The sequence below is a fragment of the Nocardia flavorosea NBRC 108225 genome (assembly GCF_001613385.1).
In the GTDB taxonomy this organism is placed as follows: domain Bacteria; phylum Actinomycetota; class Actinomycetes; order Mycobacteriales; family Mycobacteriaceae; genus Nocardia; species Nocardia flavorosea.
Genome location: NZ_BDCG01000003.1, coordinates 52,829 through 72,058, shown reverse-complemented (window position 1 = coordinate 72,058; position 19,230 = coordinate 52,829). Strand labels below are relative to the sequence as shown.

Sequence of the window (19,230 nt, the reverse complement as noted above, 5' to 3'; positions counted from 1 at the left end):
ATAGCCAACCCCTTGGACAACCGCCCACGACAGTTTCGGCGCGGCGCGAGCCGACCTGTGGTGATTACTGCGTGTACTCAGCGAGCGGGACCGTACCCCTGATCCCACCGGCTCCCTCCTGGGAGCGCGGATCGTGATCATATCCCGGGCGCCATTGCGCAGCAACCGGATCCGGTTGCTCCGGATACCTTGACGGGATAACGAAACCGCAGGTCAGGGCTTTGCTTCGAAGCTCAACTCGGCGATCGAGCTCTGGAACTGGGCGCCGGAGTTGCCCAGACCGGTGACCCAGATCAGAACGTAGCGGGCGGCTTGATCGCTCTGCACCGGCACCTCCGTGATCCCGTCGCCGAGCACCGCGGTGCCCGCGAGCTGAGTCTGGTCCAAGGTGGGTGCTTCGGTGGGCGAGGTCCGGATCTCGATCGACGTACCCGGGGTCGGCGAGGTGATGGTGACCTTGGTGAGGTTGGCCGGGCTGGGCAGGGTCGCCAGCAGGCCCACCCCCTTCTTCAACGCCGGGAACTGCTGGAAGTACTGGTCGGTGCTCCATGAGGTGGCCGGATCGCCGTCCATCGCCGCGGGCCCGCCGTCGGGGTCGTCCGGTGTGCCTTCCGGGGAGAACACGGTTATCCCCGAGATCGGCACCGGTACGCCGGCGACGTCGGCAGGTGTCGTCGACGGGGCCGCCGAACTCGGCGACTCCTCCGGCGCGCGGCTGGTCGTCAAACCGATCACGCGCTGCTCGTTGAGCGGTTCACTCGAATCACCCGGCGCGAAAACGCTTACCAGCCACCAGATGACGATGCCGACCACGAGCGCGGTCAGAATCCCCAGGGCCACCATGATCCACATCATCCGCTGCGATTTCTCGCGTTCGGCGGCCAGCAGCTCCGGATCGGCCAGCGATTCGTCGGCCGGAGCCGGGGCACGCTGCCCCAGCCGCAACACCGGGATGAAATCGGTCTTCTGGTCCACCACCGAGGCCTGTTCCAGGACGTGCTGGATGGTGGCGGCGGTGCGTACACCCTTGTTCGGCTCCAGCGAGCGTACGGCCACAGCCGAAATCTCGAAGGGGACCTCGGGCCGGATCTGGCGGGGTTCCACGGGCGTGCCGTCGGAACCGAAATCGGCCAGGCGCAGCCCGCCCACCGTGGCGGCGTTCCCGCTGACGCCGCCGGTCCGCAGCGGCCACCGGGCGGTGATGAGCGCGTAGAGCATCGCGCCCAGGCCGCGGACATCGCTCTGCGGGTCGGCATCGCCGAGGGTGCCGGGGAATGCCAGCACCGCGTCGCCGTTGGCGCTGATGCGGATCCGGTCCGGATGGTCGATGGACAGCGCGCCGCCGCTGCGGTGCGCCATTTCGGTGGCCGAGGCCAGTACTCGGATGGCGCGGGCGGCGCCGATCGGCGACGGGACGGTTTCGGCCATTTCCCGCAGCGAACGTCCCGGTGTCCATTCGGCCACCACGATGCCGCCGGAACTACCGCGCACCACATCCAGGACACGTGCGAGGCCCGGTGAATTGATACGGCCCAAGCGCAGCGTGCGGGACAGGATGGCCTGCGGACCGTCCTGACCGGAGTCGCTGCCCGCCCGCTGATCGGCATCGACGAAGGTCAGCGCCACTTCCCGATCGAGCTTGATATCGAGTGCCTGCCAGAACTTCAGGCCACGTGCGCCGCCGTGATCGGCGAGCAGCCGATATCGGCCACCGGCGACGGAAGCTCCGGCGATGAGTTTGGGCCCCCGCTGCACCCGGCTCGCCTGCGTCATAGGTGGTACGGCGATCATCCCGGTGTCGTACACCGGATCGGTGGCCGACACCGTGGCGCCGGTGCGCTGGACACGCTCCTCGGACAGGTGCTCGTCGGCGTCGTCCGGTGGCCCGGCGGCCGCATCGTCGTATTGTGGCCCGCTGCCCGGCGCCTGCTCGGGCGGGTGGGCGGAATCGGCCGAACCGGTGTCCACACGCTGGGTGCGCGCCTCACCCGGCTCCGACTGCTCCGGGGGAACATCGGTGGACAAGCGTCCGCTCGCCGGATTCCGCGCAGGATCGGCGGCTGGGACCTTGCCCACCGCGTCGTCGCTCACCCTCGGACCTCCTTCGCCCTGGTATGCCGCAAACTCGGCGGGTCTGTCACTTGTGCCGGTCTGCCGAACAGGGTACGGGAACTGGCCGCCTGCGGTGCGATCAACCGAGTCCGGCCGGATCACCGGTAGCACCATTGTGCTCTGTGCGTCCATGGCCGAATCGAAGCCGGAGTACGCGAGATACGGGTCGGGCCGGCGCATGATCCGCGTGGTGTGCTCCTCTTCGACGGGTTCGTCGAGGTCCAGCGGCGGTGCCGGCGGGGTGATGCCGAGCCGCCGCGATATCGCGACCGTGATGGCGACGACCTCGGGTATCCCGGCCAGCCGCATCAGCCCGAACGCCACCGCGAACATCACGATCGCGGTGATCCCGACCCGGATGAACGAGCCCGGTCCGCCGAGGGATTCGGTGAGCCGGTCCAGGCCCATCACTCGGTCGGCGATGAGCATGACGGCGCCGCCGGCCAGCGAGGACAGCAGCACCCGGCTGACCGTACGCCCCACATTGGCCATCCGCAGATCGCCCAGACTGCGGTGCAGCAGCCAGCCACCGATCACCGCGCCGACGGTGAAACCGAGGCCGGTCGCGATACCGAGCACGATCACGACCTGATCGGGGCTATCGGCGATCAACGGGGCCAGCGCCGAGAACAAGATCTTGACGGCGGTGATGCCGAGGATGATCCAGGTCGGTGTCCACGCCTGTTCTCGTGCGTAGAACACCCGTAGGTGAATCAGTACGAGCGAATACGGGATCAGGGTGAAGGCCGAGAAGCTGACCGCTGTACCGAGGCGGGAGGCGTCTTCCGCGAACCGTGCGTACCCGAACAACGCATCGCCGACCTGCGGTCCGGCGAAGGTCAGGAAGGTGACGATCGGGATCAACGCGATCATGGTCAGCCTGGTGGCCGCCGACAGATCGTCGACCACCGCGGGGGTGTCGTCGTTGGCGGCGTTACGGCTGAGCCGGGGCATGATCGCGGTGAGCAGGGTGACGCCGATAACGCCGTACGGCAGCTGCAGTAGTAGCCACGCATTCTGGTAGATCGCCGGACCGGCCTCATCGGCGCGCGAGGAGATGTTGTTCGCGAAAACACCGCCGATCTGGCTGATCAGCACGTACAGGATGATCGCGGCGGCCATCGTGCCGAACTGTTTGAGCCGGTTGTCCAGACCCCACAGCGGGCGCAGATCGATGCCCTGGCGGCGGATGGCCGGCAGCAGGCTGGTCGCTTGCACGATCACGCCGAGAGTCACACCGCAGCCGAGGACGAGCAGTTTCGGATCGCTCATCCGGACCGGGTCCAACGTGATCTCGCCGGGCGTCAGGGCGTAGAGCCCGAGCACCGCCAGCACCACCACGTTGTTCAGGACCGGCGCCCATGCGCCGGGTTTGAACGCACCCCGGGTATTGAGGATGGCGGTGAACAGGGCCGACAGCCCATAGAACAGTACGGCCGGGACCAGCAGGAAGGTCAGCGCCGTGGTGAGCGAGGTATTGACCTTGCCGTCCGCGGAGACGAAAACATGGGTTGCCAGAACCGGCGCCGCGGCGGTCGCCAGGACGGCCGCGGTACCGAGGATGACGGCAGCGGCGGTGACGAGCCGCCGGATGAATGCGGCGCCGTGGTCGGGATCCTCCTGTTCGGCCCGGACCAGGGTGGGCACCACGATGGCGGTGAGCACGGCGCCGAGTACCAATTCGGCGATCATGTTCGGAATCAGGCTGGCCGAGGTGAACGAACTGGCGATGGCGGGGCCGAGCACCGCCAGCAGCAGCAGCTGTTTACCGAATCCGGTGATGCGGCTGATCAGCGTGGCGATCGCGATCGAACCGGAGTCCTTGAGCAGCTTGGACTGGCTGTTGTCGGGTTTATCCGCGGTAGCGGCCGCTTCCAGGGGCTCGGCCACGGCAACTGCGGGCTGCCGGCCGGTGCGTGGCCGGTTGCCGCCGGCGGCGGGAACCGGGGTGGGCGCGGCGCGCTGTGGTTCGCGGGCAGGCGGGACCTGACGCAGCGGTTGTGAGGGCGGCGCCTGCCGGCGCGGTGGGGTCTGCGGGCGGGAATTACCGCCCGGCGGTGCCTGCGGCCCGGGACGGTTGGGCTGCCGCTGCGGACCGGGAGCTCCCGGGTTCGGCGCGGGTGCGGGGTGTTGCCGATCGGCCGGGTGCGGTGGCCGCTCGGGGGCTCGATTCTGCTGAACCGGCCGCATCCGCTGGGCCGGGAAAGGTTCGGACGGCGGCCCGCCGGGAGTATTACCGGGCTCGGGCCGCTGTTGCTGCGGGGGCATGGGCGGACCGGGACGCGCGGGCCGCCGGTGACCGCCGTCGGGTTGTGCATCGAGTGGGCGACCGGGGCCCGGCTGCGGACGCCCGGTGGGCGGTGCAGGCGGCCGGAACGCCGAAGGCCGGTTCGCGGGCGGCGCCGCCGGGGGTGGTGCCGCGGGCGGCGCGGGCGGGCGCTGATCGGGCCGCACCGCGGGCCGCGCCCCGGACGGCGGATCCAGCGGGGGCATACCGGGGCGGCCGCCGGGACGCGGATTCGCGGGCGGTGCCGGGGGTCGTGCGCCGGGATGCCGGGGCGGTACGGCAGGTCGCGCGCCGGACGGCGGGTTCTGTGGTCGTCCGGGCGCGGGGTTACGGCTGTCGGGCGCGGGGGGACGCCTGTTCCCGGCATAGCGATCCTCCCCCGGATGTGGGCCCTGCCCGGGGCCCGGGCGCCGGGCAGGCGGGCCGGGCCGGGGCGCCGGATCGGCCGGCTGCTCGGGCCGGCGCAGCTGCGGTGGCGGCTCCCGGAAGGATTCGCGGTCGGTATCACGCGGGTGGCCGGTCATCTCCGGCTCCGATCCGGGAGATGGAGGCACCCGCTCCCACGGTGCGCTGGGGGCCCGCCGGTCTCGTGGACCGTCGGGCTGTCTACCGGGCTGCTGCCGATGAGCGGAGGATTCATCGTCGCTCATCATGCCTCCTGTATCGCCCGGACCCCCGCTTGCCGGTTGTCCCCTGTGTCGTGCCGAACACTTCGCCGCCGTCGCTGCGCGCAAACGAACTGTACGGTGCGGGCGGTATGTCGTATCCGGCCGCGCACCGGCACCCCGGACGGGCCAGGAGTTGCCGGTGCGCGCACTCCCTCCATCTTCCATGCGACACCCGCGGCGGTCATCTCCCCAGGTCGTCCGGTGGATGACCTATCCGGGACATCGGGGGCCGGACTTACACCGATTCCCGGCGCCGGCCCGGGTGGCGACCGGTTTCCAGCGCTTCGTCACTCACCTCGAGATCGGTGTGGCCGGTTGTGCGCCGCCGGGCCCGGCCCAGCCGGATCACCCGCCGCCGGACCCCAGGATCCACACCCTTGTCGGCCGGATCGTGTTCGCCGTGGAACCGGCGCCACAGGCGGCGGCCGGCGAGCAGGAACAACAGTGCGGCCGCGCAGGCGGTGATGATCGCCAGAATCTGCCCGTAGGCGTTGGAACGCACCGAAATCGAGGTGGCATAGCCGAGCGGGACACCTTCGGGTGTACTCAGCGATATCGGAACGACGAGGTTGCGACTGTCACTGACCTCACTCGGTATCTGGAACGAGCGGGTCCCGCGGGGCGGGAGCAGTTGTTCGCCGATATCGGTGATCTTCGTTTCCGGCGGTGCGTCGATCCGGAAGCGGATCCGCATCGAAACGGGCAGGTCGTTGCGCGCCACCAGCAGCAGCGGGCTCGATTCCGAAGCCAGCGTGTACACCCCGCCCGGTGGAAGCACTGTCACCGAGCGGTAGATCTCGTCCACCGCCGCGGTGGTTTTCTCGATCCGCCGCTGCGCGAACACCTCGGCCTGCCCGGTAGGGCCACCGCGCCGATCCGACAGCGACAGTGCGCGCACCAGATCGTCACGTAACGGGTCCAGGTAGGCGCGTGGGGTCGGCTGGGTATCGGGCACTTCCACCATGGCCTGCAGCAGTTGGGACAGCCGGTGTGACTGATCGCGGGCAGGTATGGCGAAATGTCCGGGGACTGCTTCGGCCGCGGCGTCCGGGAGCGGGGCAAGCTGATAGGGCGCCGGGTCCGGTGCCTGCCCGACCAGATCGTCGAACGGCCGCGGATCCACCAGGTTGTTGTCCACCAGCAGCTCGAGCTGTCGCAACAAGGCGACGGCTTCGTCGCGGTTGGCGCCCCACTGCTGTGGCGGCATGATCAGCTGGGAGCGCGGGCGCGCCGGGTCGGCGTGCAGCGCCTGCCAGGACACCGCACCCAGCGCGTCCTGCAGACGTGCGCTGCGGGAATCGTTGGTCACCGGGTAACGGGCCGATTCGGGGACGTAGGCGGGGGTGGGTGGATTGGAACCGATACCGGCCAGTGCCGCCGCCGGCCAGATATCGAAGGTCGCGACTCGGAGCGCGGGATCGCCTGTCGAGGCGCCACCACTACCTTCCTGATCCGGCGGCACCGCGGCACCGGATGTCGCGGGCCCGTCCTCGACCGGCGTAGGACCACCGGCGGGGACGGCGGCCTGTTGTTCGGCTTCCTCCCCCGGTACGGGTCCAGGCGCCGGGGCGGCCCCCGCTATACCGGGCAACCGCACCACATCGGGCACCACGGCGGCGGGATCACCGGCCCCGCCCTCCGGTGCGACCGCGTTCCGCGCGAGCACCGCGGTCTCGAAACCCTGCGCTTTCAGCAGTTGTGCCGCAGCGGGGTCGAGGCTGCTCGCGTCCGGCAGGCTCACCCCGCGCACCGACCGGGTATTGAGGACGGAATCTACGATCTGCGCGGGAGCGTCGAGTGCCCGGGCGGTGAGCGCCGGATCGTTCGCCGCCGCCAGCGCGGAAATATCCACCTGCGCGAACGGCAACGCCACCGTGCACATCGACGAGGCCAGCCCACGTACCCGATCCAGCCACTGCTTGGCCGCTTCGGTGCCCGTACCCGGCCGCGTTGCACCGTCGGGATCCGAGGGGCTGGCCAAAACCCGGTAGTCCTCGGTCATCGCCTGCACTGTGAGCAGCAGATCGGGGTCGACGGCCAGGCATATCGCCGAAGCCGGACCGTCCGCTGTGCGGTCACCCCCGACGACCGCTTCCAGCGCGGCGACCAGTTCGTCCAACCGGCCGCCGCGGCTCAGCGAGGCCGCGAGCTCGTCATCGGTCAGTTCGGCTGTCCGATCCAGTTCACCGGTCTGACCGGCCACCATGCGCGGCCGGTCGGCCAGCGGCCACAGTAGTGTCGTCGACACCGCTGGGTTGGCCGGCGGGGGAAGCGGCGGGGCACTACCGTCCGCGGCCGCGGGCAGGCCGAGGACCGGCAGGAGGAAGCGGGCATCGTCCAACCGGGCCTGGCCGCCGTAATCCGGGGTCCCGTTGACATTCAGCAGCAGCGGATAGACACCGGGTTCGGTAATGTTCAACGATTCCGCGGTCCCGTCACGCAACGGCACCGACAGCGTGAACTGCTGACGCTGCCCCGGTTCCAGCCGCACCGCGATGTCCTGGAACGGGGTCGGATAGTCGTAGCTGGACTGGTCCAGCTTCAAAGTGGTGCGCAGCTCGCTGGGGTCGGTGATCGCGCGCGATCGCTGTACCCGGACGGTGACGTCGTCCACGCCGCGGTCGCCGATATTGGTGACCGTGCCGGTCACCGTCAGCAGCGGTTCGCTCGCGGTGGTCACCGTGCCCGGGCTCACCGAATCCAGCGACAGTTTCAGGAACTGCGGCGCAGCGGAATCCTCGGCCGACCCGGCCGGCTGGGCATGCGCGACTGTCACGGGCAGCGCGGACAGCGCCGACACCGCGCCGAGGATAGTCAGGATCACGAAGATGATCCGACTCGGTCCACGCGTCATCGCTTACCGGTCTCCATCCGGTCGATCAGGCGGTTCGCCACCTCGGCCAGTCTGCGCTCGTCGGCGTAGGCCAGCCTGGAGTTCAATTCGCTCAACGGCACCCAGTCCACCTGGGTGACCTCCACATCCGCGTCGGATAGTTCTCCACCGACCGAACGCAGCAGAAAATGATGCACTGTCTTGTGTACCCGCCGACCCTCGGTGACGAACCAGTAATCGATACTGCCCAATTCGGCGACCACCACGCCCTGAATACCGGTTTCCTCGGCGACCTCGCGAATAGCCGTCTGTTCCGAGGTTTCGCCTTCTTCGATATGTCCTTTGGGCAGCGACCATAGCAGCCGTCCGCGGCGGTCCGTCCGGCCGATCAGGGCGGCGCAGCGCTTCTCCGGCGGTCCGTCCAGGCCGTCGACAACCAATCCCCCCGCCGAGGTCTCGCGCACCGTGCGCATACGCGGTTTCGCCGCACCACCGGCCGAACCACGGCGCCGGGGCTGGCGGCGTCGATTGTTCGCGCGATCGGCCGGAGACACTACGCAATACTAGAGCAGTATCTTTTTGCACCGCCTCCGGCGGCGCGGGGTTTCGGCCACCCGCGCGCCCGGGGCCCGCGGATAAACACAGTAAGGTTTTGCTGTGGTTTCGACGGAGTCCGAGGATGCAGTGCTGGATCGCCGTACTCGTTTGCTGGCGGCTGCGGCTGTCACGCTGGGCCGGCTTTCCGATGTGCTGACTCCGTTGGGGGAGATGTTCGCCGCTCGCGGTTTCCACTTGTATCTGGTGGGTGGCAGTGTGCGGGACGCGGTGCTGGGGCGGCTCGGCACCGATCTGGATTTCACCACCGATGCGCGGCCCGAGCAGGTGCAGCAGTTGCTGGACGGCTGGGCGGATCAGTTGTGGGATACCGGTGGGCTGGCATTCGGGACCGTGAGCGCGGCCAAGAGCGGTCAGCAGCTGGAGATCACCACCTTCCGTAGTGATACCTACGATCGGGTTTCGCGAAATCCGCAGGTCAGTTTCGGGGATAGTTTGGCGGGTGATCTCGTCCGCCGCGATTTCACCGTGAACGCGATGGCGGTGAAGATCGCGGCCGACGGCGCACTGGAATTCGTGGATCCTTTGAACGGGATGGAGGCGCTGCTGGCGGGCGTACTGGATACGCCGGCTGCGCCCGAGGATTCGTTCAACGACGACCCGCTACGGATGCTGCGCGCAGCCCGTTTCGTTTCCCAGCTCGGTTTCGCCGCGCATCCGCGGGTACGGGATGCGATATCGGAGATGGCCCCGGAGATCGAGCGGATCACCGCGGAACGGGTCCGGACGGAGCTGGACAAGCTGATCGGGGGCACCTACCCGATCGACGGCATCAACATGATGTGCGAAACGGGGCTGGCGCAGCGAGTGCTGCCCGAGGTTCCGGCGATGAAACTGGAGATCGACGAACATCATCAGCACAAGGATGTCTACTGGCATTCGCTGACCGTGCTGGAACAGGCGATCGATCAGGAAGAGGGCGATCCCGACCTGGTGTTGCGCTGGGCGGCGCTGCTGCACGATATCGGCAAACCGGATACCAAACGCAATGAGCCCGGGGGTGGGGTCAGCTTCCACCACCACGAGGTCGTGGGCGCCAAAATGGTGCGTAAGCGGATGCGGGCGCTGAAATATCCGAAGCAGTTCACCGAGGATGTGGCGCGGCTGGTGTTCCTGCATCTGCGTTTCCACGGTTACGGGAAGGGCCAGTGGACCGATTCCGCGGTCCGCCGCTACGTCACCGACGCCGGGGATCTGCTGCCGCGGTTGCACAAGCTGGTGCGCGCCGATTGCACCACGCGCAACAAGCGACGCGCCGCCGCGTTGCGCGCCACCTATGACGAGCTCGAGGTGCGCATCGCCCGCCTGCAGGCGCAGGAGGATCTGGCGCGGGTCCGGCCGGACCTGGACGGTAACGCGATCATGGAATTGCTTGGCCTGCCGCCGGGGCCCGAGGTGGGGCGCGCGTGGCGTTATCTGAAAGAGCTACGGCTGGATCGCGGTCCGCTGACCCGCGACGAGGCCGAGGATGCCCTGCGCCAGTGGTGGCAGTCGCAGCAGTGAACCGGCGGGTCAGAACACGATCAGGGTGGTGCCGGCCACGATGGCCGAGCGGATCTGGGCCAGGTCGAACGATCCGCTGACCGGTGCCACTTCGATCCGGAAGCGGACCAGTTCGCCGTCGCGGACGGCGCGCCGTACCCGCGCCCCGCTCGGCAGTTCCGGTATCCGGAGGGGTTCGGTGGCCCGCCATCGCCTGGGCACGGGCATACCGAACCAAGTAGCCCGGCGGGTATCGAGTTCGAGGATGTCGTCGGTGATGGAGGCGTCCATTTCGGCGCAGATTCGCCGGCGTCGATGGACCGCGCGGACGAGGCCGTGTTCGGTCAGCGTCAGCTCCCAATTGCGGGCGCGATCCGCGAACCGGCCGAGCAGTGTCGGCAAGGTGACAGTGCCGTCGATATCGATCCGGGCCGCGCGGATTCTGGTCGGTACACCCGGTACCAGCCGGACTTCGTGGGCGATGACGGTGACCTCGGCGAGCGCCAGCCCGTCCCAGTGCAGGTCCCGAAGCACGGTCTTGGTTTGGAAATGTGCGCCGCGGCGGCGCACCTTCAGCACGTCGAGGGTGCCGGTGAGGTGATGGTCGAGCAGGGTCGCGCTGATCTCCCGGCCGCCGAACCGGCTGAGAATCCCCTCGCTGAGCACGGTGAGCGCGGTATCGGGCAGCAGTGCGGTGACGGTTCCGGCACCGAGATCGGCCATGGGTTCGACCCAGGCGGTGGTATAGCTGATCCACTGTTCCAGCCGGGATTGCTCGAACAGTCGTTTGCCGAGGTCGACCGCCCACAGCGGGGAGAACGGGGAAGTCGATCGGGGATCGGGTTGTGCCGCCATGATCATCTCCGAGAGTACTGGCCCGGACCGGCCCGCCACCATACGTAGTCGGCTGCGTCACCGCGCGGGAGGCGTTCCCCGTGGCATCCCGACCGGTGTTACCGGTGCGTCACGATCATCAATGAGCGCGATGACGACGAGGCTCGGGTAGGTTCACTGCGACAATGGGACCCGACAGGAGACAGTGAGCTGTTGACCGAGGTGGTGTGGGGTTTTCGGCCGGGTCGTTGCCGGCTCGTATTCCTCGGATTGGTGCTTACGGGGTACGTGGGGATACCGGTGCCCGCACAGGCGGTACCGCATCCGTGGGCTCCCCCGCCGGTGAACGAGTGCGGTGAGGTCGGGTTCGATCCGCTCGACCGCGCCCCCGACCCCTCCGCGCCGCCGCCCCCACCGATCCCGGTTCCGCCGCAGATCGATATCCCGATCCCGGTACCGCAGCTCACTCCGGTGCCGGTGCCCGATCCACCGCACGACAACACCCGGATCGTCCCGGAGCCGTTACCGGCTGATCCGTGCCGTAACCCGTGCCCGGATATCCGCGACACCCCCGGACCGGAGCCTTCGGAAGAGGATAACGCCGCGCCGCCCGCGCCGCCGGAAACCGGTTCCGGCAGTGGTTCGGCCGGCGGTAGCAGTTCGGGCAGTGGCAGCAGCTCGGGCAGTGGTTCCGGTGATCCGGTGAAGTTGCCGAGGATCCAGTTCAAACCGGAGATCGAGCCCATCCCGATTCCGGTGCCCGGCGAACCGGGCGACCCACCGCAGCCCGCGCCGCCACCGGTGGTCCATCCGGCCGAACCCGGCCCTGTCGCGGGTCCGGCGCCGCTGCCCCGGGTGGAGTCGGTGCGGTTGGTCGAGCAGGTGACCGGGCACGGTTCGCCGAACCGGACCGATATGCGCTGGCAGGTCGACGGCACCGATCTGGGTTTGATGTGGGAGACGAAACCCGGCGAGATCGCGGTGGTGTTCGGCGATACCTTCGGCCAGGGATGGGTGCCCGGTGGTGCCGGTGGTGAGGATGCGGATTGGCGCAGCAATATCCTGGCCTACAGCACCGACCGTGACCTTTCCGACGGGCTGCGCCTGGACACCATGGTGCAGGACAGCCGTTGTCACGCCGCCGAATTGCTGGGCAGTCGCAAGATCAAGAACTGGGAGACCACCACCATCCCCACCTCGGGTTTCGCGCTCGGCGACCGCCAGTATCTGAGCTATATGTCGGTGAACCGCTGGAGCCGTATACCGGGCCTGTGGTGGACGAACTACGGCGGTATCGCCTACTCCGACGACAACGGCAGTACCTGGGTCAAGGATCAGCACGCCAGATGGGAGAACCTGTTCGGGTTGGGCCGGTTCCAGGTCGCGGCGATGGTGCCGCACGGCGACCACGTGTACATGTTCGGAACTCCCAACGGCCGGATCGGTGTGATCGGGCTGGCCCGGGTGCCCAAGGAACAGGTGCTGAACAAGTCCGCGTATCAGTACTGGGTGAACGGCACCTGGGCGCCGGCGTCGGAAAACCTGGCCACTCCGCTGGTACCGGGTATCGCCAGTGAGCTCTCGGTGCGGTTCGATACCGAATCGGGGCTGTGGCAGATGTCCTATCTGGATTCCGCGCGTGGTGCGATCGTATTGCGCACCGCCGCGCAGCCGCAGGGGCTTTGGACCGAGCCGGTGCCGCTGGTGTCCACCGCCGACTACCCCAAGGCGTACGGCGGGTTCATCCACCCCTGGTCTACCGGCCGCGACCTCTACTTCACGCTCTCGGAGTGGGATTCCTACAACGTGTACCTGATGCACGCCCGGCTGGATCCGACGGACTGAACCGCCACTCAGATCGCCCCGGTACGGCGGAACCGTATCCGCTGACCCGGCCGGGCCTGCGCCAACAGATCGATATCGGCGTCCAGGACCACCGCGATCACCGGATAACCGCCGGTGATCGGGTGATCGGCGAGGAAGACCACCGGTTGCCCGCCGGGTGGCACCTGCACCGACCCGAGTGCCACTCCCTCGGTCGGCAGCTCCGCCGTGGAGATCCGCTCCAGCGGTGGCCCGCCGGCACGATCCAGCCGTGCGCCGACGCGGTCGGTGTCCTGACCGACTGTCCAATATCCGGTGAACAACGCTGCGGGGTCGGTGAACCAGTCGTCTCGTGGGCCGGGCAGGGCCTGGATCTCCATCAGGTCCGGGAATCCTGGTTGCGGCGCCTGGTCGATGGTCGGCCAGTTCCGCGGTGGCGGACCGGTGGGTAGCCGGGTTCCGGTGCGCAACGGCGGCGGCCCGATCCCGGAAAGCGTGTCGTAACTGCGTGAACCCAGGACCGGCGCGATATCGATGCCGCCGCGGACCCCGAGGTAGCTGCGCAGGCCGGTCTGCGCGAAACCCAGCCGCAGCACCTGCCCCGCTTCCAGGTACAGCACGCAGGCATGGCCGACCGGAGTCCCGTCGACGGTTGCCGGCGCCGGCGCCCCGGTGACCGCGACCGTTGCCGGTTCCTCGGTGCGTAGTACCAGACCACCGAGCAGCACCTCGATACCGGCGGCGTGCTCCGGGTTTCCCACCAGCCGGTTCGCCAGCCGCAGTGCGCCGCGGTCGGCCGCTCCGGCCGGCCCGACACCGGAATCGAACCAGCCCGGGCGGCCCAGATCCTGGACGGTGGCCGGTGGACCGACCTCCTCGATCACGATCATCGGCCGGCCGCCGCATCGACGAACCGGATGCGCCCGCCTGCCCGGATCAACGCGGGCGGGTCACGTTCGGTATCCCACATGACCAGATCGGTACGGCCGATGAGTTGCCAGCCGCCCGGGCTTTCCCGGGGGTACACGGCCGAATAACCGCCGGCCAGAGCCACCGAACCCGCCGGGATCCGGGTGCGCGGTACCGGCCGCCGTGCGACAGCGAGCCGGGCGTCCGGGGGTTCCAGATAGCCGAAGCCCGGTGCGAATCCGACGAAAGAGCACCGCCAGACCGTGCCGGTATGCGCCGCGACGACCTGGTCGGGACGTAAGCCGAGCGCCTCGGCTACGCCGGGCAGATCCGGACCGTCGTAATGGACCGGAATCCGAAGGGGTTCGCCGCGCGGCAATGTTCCACGGGAAACATTGCCGGGAACGGCTTCGTTCACCGCGGCGGCCAGCCGCTCGATTTCCGGCCGCAGCCGATACGCCGACTCTGGCGAATCCAGGGTCACCAGAACGGTTTCCGCCGCGGGAAGCAGGTCGACGACACCGGGCAGCGACCGGTCGCGCAGCACCGCGGTGAGATCGGCGACCCGATCCGGGTCCGGCGTGCACAGGTATGCCCGATCGCCGGCGGGCCGTAGCATCGGACCCGTCTCGTCCAGGTTGCGCGGGGACCACGACAGCGCACTCACCTCGTTCCCGATCGTCAGGTGAACGACGCTACCGCGATCCCCGCGTCGTCGAGGGCGGCCCGGATCCGCCGCGCCATCTCCACTGCCGCCGGGGTATCGCCGTGTACGCAGATACTGTCGGGCGACACCGTGACAGTGCCGCCGCCCGCGACTCGCGCCGTCCCGGTTTCGGCCAGCGTCACGGCCTGGGCGAGTGCCATATCCGCATCCAGGACCGCCCCGGGGGTTTCGCGCGGGGTCAATCCGCCCGTCGCGGTGTAGGCACGATCGGCGAACCCCTCGCTCACGAACCGGATACCGGCGAGCGCCGCCGATTCCTGCAGATGAGTTCCCGCTGGACCGAGCAGGACCAGTGCCGAGTCGTATTCGCGGAGCCCGGCGACGACGGCGTCCGCGAGGGCCGGCTGGGCCGCCGCGGCGTGGTACAGCGCTCCGTGCGGTTTCACATAGCGCACCCGGTCCCCCGCGGCCCGCGCGAAACCGTCCAATGCGCCTATCTGGTAGAGCGTTTCGTCCCGCAGTTCCGCCGGGGCGACGGCCAAGGCCCGCCGTCCGAAACCCGCAAGATCCCGGTAGCCGATATGCGCGCCGATCCGCACACCCTTCTCCACTGCCAGCGAACAGGTGCGTCGCAGGATGGAAGGGTCACCGGCATGGAATCCACAGGCGATATTCGCACTGGTGACGATATCCAGCATGGCGGCATCATCGCCCATACTCCAGGCCCCGAACCCTTCGCCGAGGTCGCTGTTCAGATCGAGTCCCATACGGCCCTCCTTCCGCCTGTCCCCATTGTTCACGCGACACGCTCGACCGGCCGGTGATTGCGAGTTCTGCCGGATCCGAATGTCGTGGAGGAATCCTCCGATGCGCTTTGTCGCCGGATTCCGGCTGCTGCTGCGGCGGCTACGCCGGAAAGCGAGCGCCGGCCGCTCGCGGTAGCACTTTTGCGTGTGGAATTCGCATACCCGGGCGGTCTTCGGCGTCGCGTGTATGCGCCGGCTCCCGAATGTACGGCGAGTGATCCTTTTCACAGAAAAACTCGGCTTCGTAGGGAACCGGGTCGTGCGCATGCGAATTTCTTCCGGTTGACGCCGCGTCATTTCCGGCGTATCGGCGAATCGTTGAGAACTACCCGCAATTGCCGCGCTGCCGGTGTTTTCGGCCCGAATACCTTGCATTGTCCTGTTCCCCGGTGTTCGGCCGATCCGCGTGGGTGGCCGTGAAGTTATTCGGTGGCAAATTCGCGGACGCAGAATTCGAAGCCGTTGCCCCGTAGCGCGCCTCGAACAGCGGGTCGGAAGTTGCGGGATCCGCTCGGCCCCGTAGTACTGTCTGGCCGCGGCCGGCCCAACACAGGGCGGCCGAATTCTGGGGAGGATCGAAATGAAATTCGGAAAGTTCGGTGCTGTCGCATTCATGGCTGTCGCCGCCGTCGGTATCACCGCCGGTTCCGCGAATGCTGCGCCCGCCACCGCGACCGAGGGGGTGACGACCGTCGGGCAGCAGCAGGGCGTCGAGTACCAGAGCACGCTTTCCAGCGATGCGCGCGAGGTGACCACCACCGTCGACGCGGGCACGTTCGTGGTCACCGACAACGGCGCCACCATCAGCCTGATCGCCGCCGACGGCGCGGAGGTCACCGAGGTCCCGCTCACCTTCGAGGTGGCGGGCCGGTCGATCCCGGTCGGTCACGAGATCGCCGACAACGGCCGCAGCCTGACGCTGACGCCCGACGTCGCGCCGGCCGATATCGCCGAATTGAAGAACATCAGCTCCTTCGACCGTTTCCTCGACCAGGCCAATCAGAACCTGATCGGCATGATCGCCGGTGGTGTGCTCGGTGGTTTCATCGGCAGCCTGCTGGGGCTCGGTATCTTCAGCATCGTCACCGGACCGGTGGGCACGGTGGTCGGCGCCCTGGCCGGTGGCGCCGCGATGGGTGGTCAGCCCTTCATCGACGCGCTGACCGCCGTCGCGACCGGTCAGCCCTGATCGTCGACCACCGCGTATTCAGCGGGCGCATCCCGGCCGGGATGCGCCCGCTTTGCGTTTACCGCGGCGGTTGTTCAGCAGCAGGGCGACGATGCCCGCGCCGTAGCACCCCGCGCCTATCGCGATCACCGCGACCGACCTGCCGTCCGCCGGGACGACCACCGCCGTCACCGCGACTGCCAGTACGAACGCGATATTGAAGACTGTGTCCTGCAGGGCGAACACCTGGCCGCGGCGGTCGTCGGCGATATCGATCTGCATGGCCGCATCACCGGTGAGTTTGATGGTCTGGCCGGCCACGCCGAACAGGAACGCGCCGGCGAGTAGCAATTGGTGCGCGCGGTGGGTGGCCTCCGCGGAATCGGCCAGGGCGGTCGGTAGTACCAGGGCGAGTTGTACGACGATCGCGCAAGACAACCCCAGCAGAACCGTGCGCGCCCGGCCCAGCCGGGGAATCAGCAACGGGGTCAGCAGCGCGGCGAAAAGCATACCGGCGGCGGTGGCGGTGATCGCGACCCCGAAACCGACAAGCCCACCCTCGACCGTGGTCGCACCGGACGGCGATTCCCGCAGCACGAGAACCATGATCAGCGTATTGGCGCCGAAAACGATGCGGTGCGCGCCGATTCCGATCATCGCAGTGGATACATCCACCGAGCCGCGTACCGCCCGCGCCCCCACCAGCAGCCCGGTGAGCACCGCGCGCACCGCACCCACCGTCCTGCCGGGCCGCCTTTCCGGCCCGAGGGCGCGCGGCCGGAATCCGGCGGCCAGCAGTACGCCGGCCACCGAGCCGGTCATGCTCACCGCGACCGCCGCCGCCGAGCCGGTATCGCCGGCCCCGATCGCTCCGATAACCGCCACCGCCGCGGCCGCCCCCACTGCTGCACAGGCCGAACCCGCCGTTGCCAGTAGCGAGTTGGCCGGCACCAGCCACTGGTGCGCCAGCACCCGGGGCAGCGCCGCCGAGACACCGGCCGCGGTGAACCGGCTGATCCCCACCACCGCCAACGCCAGCAGCAACAGCGGACTCGCATTGAGACCGGCCAGCAGTCCCAGCGTTACCGCGAGGATCAGCAGTCCCCGCACGATATTGGCGACCAGCAGCACAAGCCGCCGGTCCCACCGGTCCAGGAGGGCGCCCGCATAGGGGCCGATCACCGAATACGGCAGTAGCAACACCGCGAAACCGGCTGCGACGGCGAGTGGGTCGGTTTCGCGTTCGGGGTTGAACAGGATTGCACCGGAGAGCGCGGCCTGGAACATTCCGTCGCCGAACTGGCTGGTGAACCGCACCAGGGTCAGGCGCAGCGCACCGGGACTCGCCCGGATCGCGGCGCGGATCGCCCGCAGATCGTGTTTACGCTCGCCCGTATCGGCCACCCGGTCCGGTGCGGCAGGTTCGGGCGCAGCGGTGGACACGGCCGCGACGCTACCTGTTCGGCGGACCCGAACGTATTCCGGCCGGTCCGCTCTCCTCGGTGATCAGCAGATCCACCGCCTCGCGCATATCCGGGGCCATGGGCAGGGTGCCCAGCGCGGCGGCGTCTATCCAGGCGTAGGCGTCGTGTTCGTCGGGTTCCAGGATTACGTCACCCGGTTCGGCTTCGGCCAGGAAACTGAATTTGCGCACCTTCGGTTTCGTCCGGGTGGCGTAGTCGAACCAGCCGAGGAATTCGGTGACCGAACGTGCCACCAACCCGGTTTCCTCGAAGAGTTCCCGCACCGCGCTCTCGGCGAGTGTTTCCCCGTTCTCCACTCCCCCGCCCGGCAGTTCATACATTCCGCCGAGGTCCGCACCGGGCACTCGCCGGACCACCAGGAGCTTCCCGTTACGGAACACCGCGACACCGACCACCAGATCGGTGACACCGTCGCGGCGTGCACCGGCACGAAGCCGCTGCTCGATCCGCGCTAGTGCTTCGGGTCGCATCGTTCACCTCCCGGTCCGGTATATCCATTTTCGACGACCGCGTGCCATACCGCCATTACCGTCCGCCGCTGCTCACCGGCCGTTCACCCGGGGGTCGCTCGCGTAAAATACCGAGAGCGGACAATCGACGAAGCGGGGTATCGGATGTCCCTGCGGAAAAGACAATTGTGCCCGAGCCGGAAAGGAGGCGCGTGATGTCCACACCGCCCACCTCGCATATCGATGTCCATCGCGGCGGCGACCGGATGAAAACGCGGATATCCTGGCTCGATTCCAAACACTCGTTCTCCTTCGGCGAGCACTACGACCCCGAGAACACCCATCACGGCCTGCTGATGGTGAACAACGACGATATCGTCCTGCCCGGTCAGGGTTTCGATACCCATCCGCACCGGGATATGGAGATCGTGACCTGGGTTCTGGAGGGTTCGCTGGTCCATCAGGATTCGCTGGGGCACAGCGGCGTCATCTATCCGGGCCTGGCACAGCGGATGAGTGCCGGCACCGGGATCCGGCATTCGGAGAAGAACGATTCCTGGCGAGTCGATCCCGGCCGCGCCGAACACGAGCAGCCGGTACATTTCGTACAGATGTGGGTGCTGCCCGACGAACCCGGTATCGAACCGGGCTACCAGCAGCTCGAGATCGACGACGAACTGGCCGCGGGCGGGCTGGTCACCGTGGCCTCCGGTCTGCCTCGCTACCGCGACCGCACCGCTATCGTCATCAACAGCAGCCATTCGGCCTTGCACGTGGCGAAACTGTCCCCGGATACCGAACGTTCCGTGAACCTCCCCGACGCGCCTTACCTGCACGTTTTCGTCGCGCGCGGGGCCGTGGACCTGGAAGGTGCGGGCCGGCTGGACACCGGCGACGCCGTACGCCTCACTCATTCCGGAGGCCAGCGGCTCACGGCAGCTGAACCGGCGGAAGTGTTGATCTGGGAAATGCACGCCCGCCTCGGCGCGGGATGAGGCACACCCCTGCCGTGTCGGCTCCGGTGTACGCGTGACCAGGCCCTGCACCGGTCGCTATGCACCCCGGCCCACGCTGCGGCCGGGCGATCCGGCC

General features: G+C 68.3%; 13 protein-coding genes. 4 read left to right on the top strand and 9 right to left on the bottom strand.

Features of this window, described 5'->3' with window-relative positions:
- Positions 1-213 precede the first annotated feature (213 nt).
- The 3 genes from NFL01S_RS03815 to NFL01S_RS03805 form a co-directional block, all read right to left on the bottom strand.
- A complete protein-coding gene (locus tag NFL01S_RS03815) occupies positions 214-4,002 on the bottom strand; it encodes a lipid II flippase MurJ (protein ID WP_062971535.1) in 3,789 nt (1,262 codons plus the stop codon).
- 1,300 nt (positions 4,003-5,302) lie between these two features.
- On the bottom strand, positions 5,303-7,891 hold the full coding sequence (locus NFL01S_RS03810) for a DUF6049 family protein (RefSeq protein ID WP_371851765.1): 2,589 nt from the start codon (positions 7,889-7,891) through the stop codon (positions 5,303-5,305).
- A 26-nt stretch (positions 7,892-7,917) separates the two neighbouring features.
- Positions 7,918-8,454: an NUDIX hydrolase gene (locus NFL01S_RS03805; protein ID WP_084492382.1), complete on the bottom strand. Its 537-nt coding sequence runs from the start codon at positions 8,452-8,454 to the stop codon at positions 7,918-7,920.
- 103 nt (positions 8,455-8,557) lie between these two features.
- Here NFL01S_RS03805 and NFL01S_RS03800 point away from each other — a divergent pair, with 103 nt between their 5' ends.
- The gene (locus NFL01S_RS03800; protein ID WP_062971533.1) at positions 8,558-10,018 is read left to right on the top strand and encodes a CCA tRNA nucleotidyltransferase; all 1,461 of its coding nucleotides are present in this window, start codon (positions 8,558-8,560) and stop codon (positions 10,016-10,018) included.
- 9 nt (positions 10,019-10,027) lie between these two features.
- On the opposite strand, the gene NFL01S_RS03795 is transcribed toward NFL01S_RS03800, so the two are convergent.
- Positions 10,028-10,852, bottom strand: a complete 825-nt coding sequence (locus tag NFL01S_RS03795) for a hypothetical protein (protein WP_062971587.1) — start codon at positions 10,850-10,852, stop codon at positions 10,028-10,030.
- Between the two features lie 279 nt (positions 10,853-11,131).
- Here NFL01S_RS03795 and NFL01S_RS03790 point away from each other — a divergent pair, with 279 nt between their 5' ends.
- The gene (locus tag NFL01S_RS03790) at positions 11,132-12,676 is read left to right on the top strand and encodes a glycoside hydrolase family 183 protein (protein ID WP_307614646.1); all 1,545 of its coding nucleotides are present in this window, start codon (positions 11,132-11,134) and stop codon (positions 12,674-12,676) included.
- Positions 12,677-12,684: 8 nt separating this feature from the next.
- Here the strand turns inward: NFL01S_RS03790 and NFL01S_RS03785 are convergent, their stop codons facing one another.
- From NFL01S_RS03785 to NFL01S_RS03775, 3 genes are all read right to left on the bottom strand, one after another.
- On the bottom strand, positions 12,685-13,545 hold the full coding sequence (locus tag NFL01S_RS03785) for a 5-oxoprolinase subunit C family protein (protein ID WP_062971531.1): 861 nt from the start codon (positions 13,543-13,545) through the stop codon (positions 12,685-12,687).
- Positions 13,542-14,183, bottom strand: coding sequence for a 5-oxoprolinase subunit B family protein (locus NFL01S_RS03780; RefSeq protein WP_062971582.1), 642 nt, complete (start codon positions 14,181-14,183; stop codon positions 13,542-13,544). Before NFL01S_RS03780 ends, NFL01S_RS03785 begins: the two co-directional genes overlap by 4 nt.
- 62 nt (positions 14,184-14,245) lie before the next feature.
- Positions 14,246-14,998, bottom strand: coding sequence for a LamB/YcsF family protein (locus NFL01S_RS03775; RefSeq protein WP_062971529.1), 753 nt, complete (start codon positions 14,996-14,998; stop codon positions 14,246-14,248).
- A gap of 619 nt (positions 14,999-15,617) precedes the next feature.
- On the opposite strand from NFL01S_RS03775, the gene NFL01S_RS03770 reads away from it, so the two are divergent.
- Complete coding sequence (locus NFL01S_RS03770; protein ID WP_062971527.1) at positions 15,618-16,226, top strand: DUF8020 domain-containing protein; 609 nt, start codon at positions 15,618-15,620, stop codon at positions 16,224-16,226.
- An 18-nt stretch (positions 16,227-16,244) separates the two neighbouring features.
- On the opposite strand, the gene NFL01S_RS03765 is transcribed toward NFL01S_RS03770, so the two are convergent.
- Both NFL01S_RS03765 and NFL01S_RS03760 read right to left on the bottom strand, forming a co-directional pair.
- A complete protein-coding gene (locus NFL01S_RS03765) occupies positions 16,245-17,609 on the bottom strand; it encodes an MFS transporter (protein WP_062971580.1) in 1,365 nt (454 codons plus the stop codon).
- 49 nt (positions 17,610-17,658) lie between these two features.
- Complete coding sequence (locus tag NFL01S_RS03760) at positions 17,659-18,159, bottom strand: NUDIX hydrolase (protein ID WP_062971525.1); 501 nt, start codon at positions 18,157-18,159, stop codon at positions 17,659-17,661.
- A gap of 194 nt (positions 18,160-18,353) precedes the next feature.
- On the opposite strand from NFL01S_RS03760, the gene NFL01S_RS03755 reads away from it, so the two are divergent.
- Positions 18,354-19,133 (top strand): pirin family protein, encoded by a 780-nt coding sequence (locus NFL01S_RS03755; RefSeq protein ID WP_062971523.1) that lies wholly within the window; start codon positions 18,354-18,356, stop codon positions 19,131-19,133.
- The last annotated feature ends 97 nt before the right edge of the window (positions 19,134-19,230 follow it).

Bases quoted from the DNA above. Each gene is read 5' to 3' on its own strand.
- NFL01S_RS03780 (WP_062971582.1), bottom strand. From the start codon at position 14,183: ATGCTACGGCCCGCCGGCGATCGGGCATACCTGTGCACGCCGGACCCG.
- NFL01S_RS03755 (WP_062971523.1), top strand. From the start codon at position 18,354: ATGTCCACACCGCCCACCTCGCATATCGATGTCCATCGCGGCGGCGAC.
- NFL01S_RS03770 (WP_062971527.1), top strand. From the start codon at position 15,618: ATGAAATTCGGAAAGTTCGGTGCTGTCGCATTCATGGCTGTCGCCGCC.
- NFL01S_RS03785 (WP_062971531.1), bottom strand. From the start codon at position 13,545: ATGATCGTGATCGAGGAGGTCGGTCCACCGGCCACCGTCCAGGATCTG.
- NFL01S_RS03775 (WP_062971529.1), bottom strand. From the start codon at position 14,998: ATGGGACTCGATCTGAACAGCGACCTCGGCGAAGGGTTCGGGGCCTGG.
- NFL01S_RS03760 (WP_062971525.1), bottom strand. From the start codon at position 18,159: ATGCGACCCGAAGCACTAGCGCGGATCGAGCAGCGGCTTCGTGCCGGT.
- NFL01S_RS03795 (WP_062971587.1), bottom strand. From the start codon at position 10,852: ATGGCGGCACAACCCGATCCCCGATCGACTTCCCCGTTCTCCCCGCTG.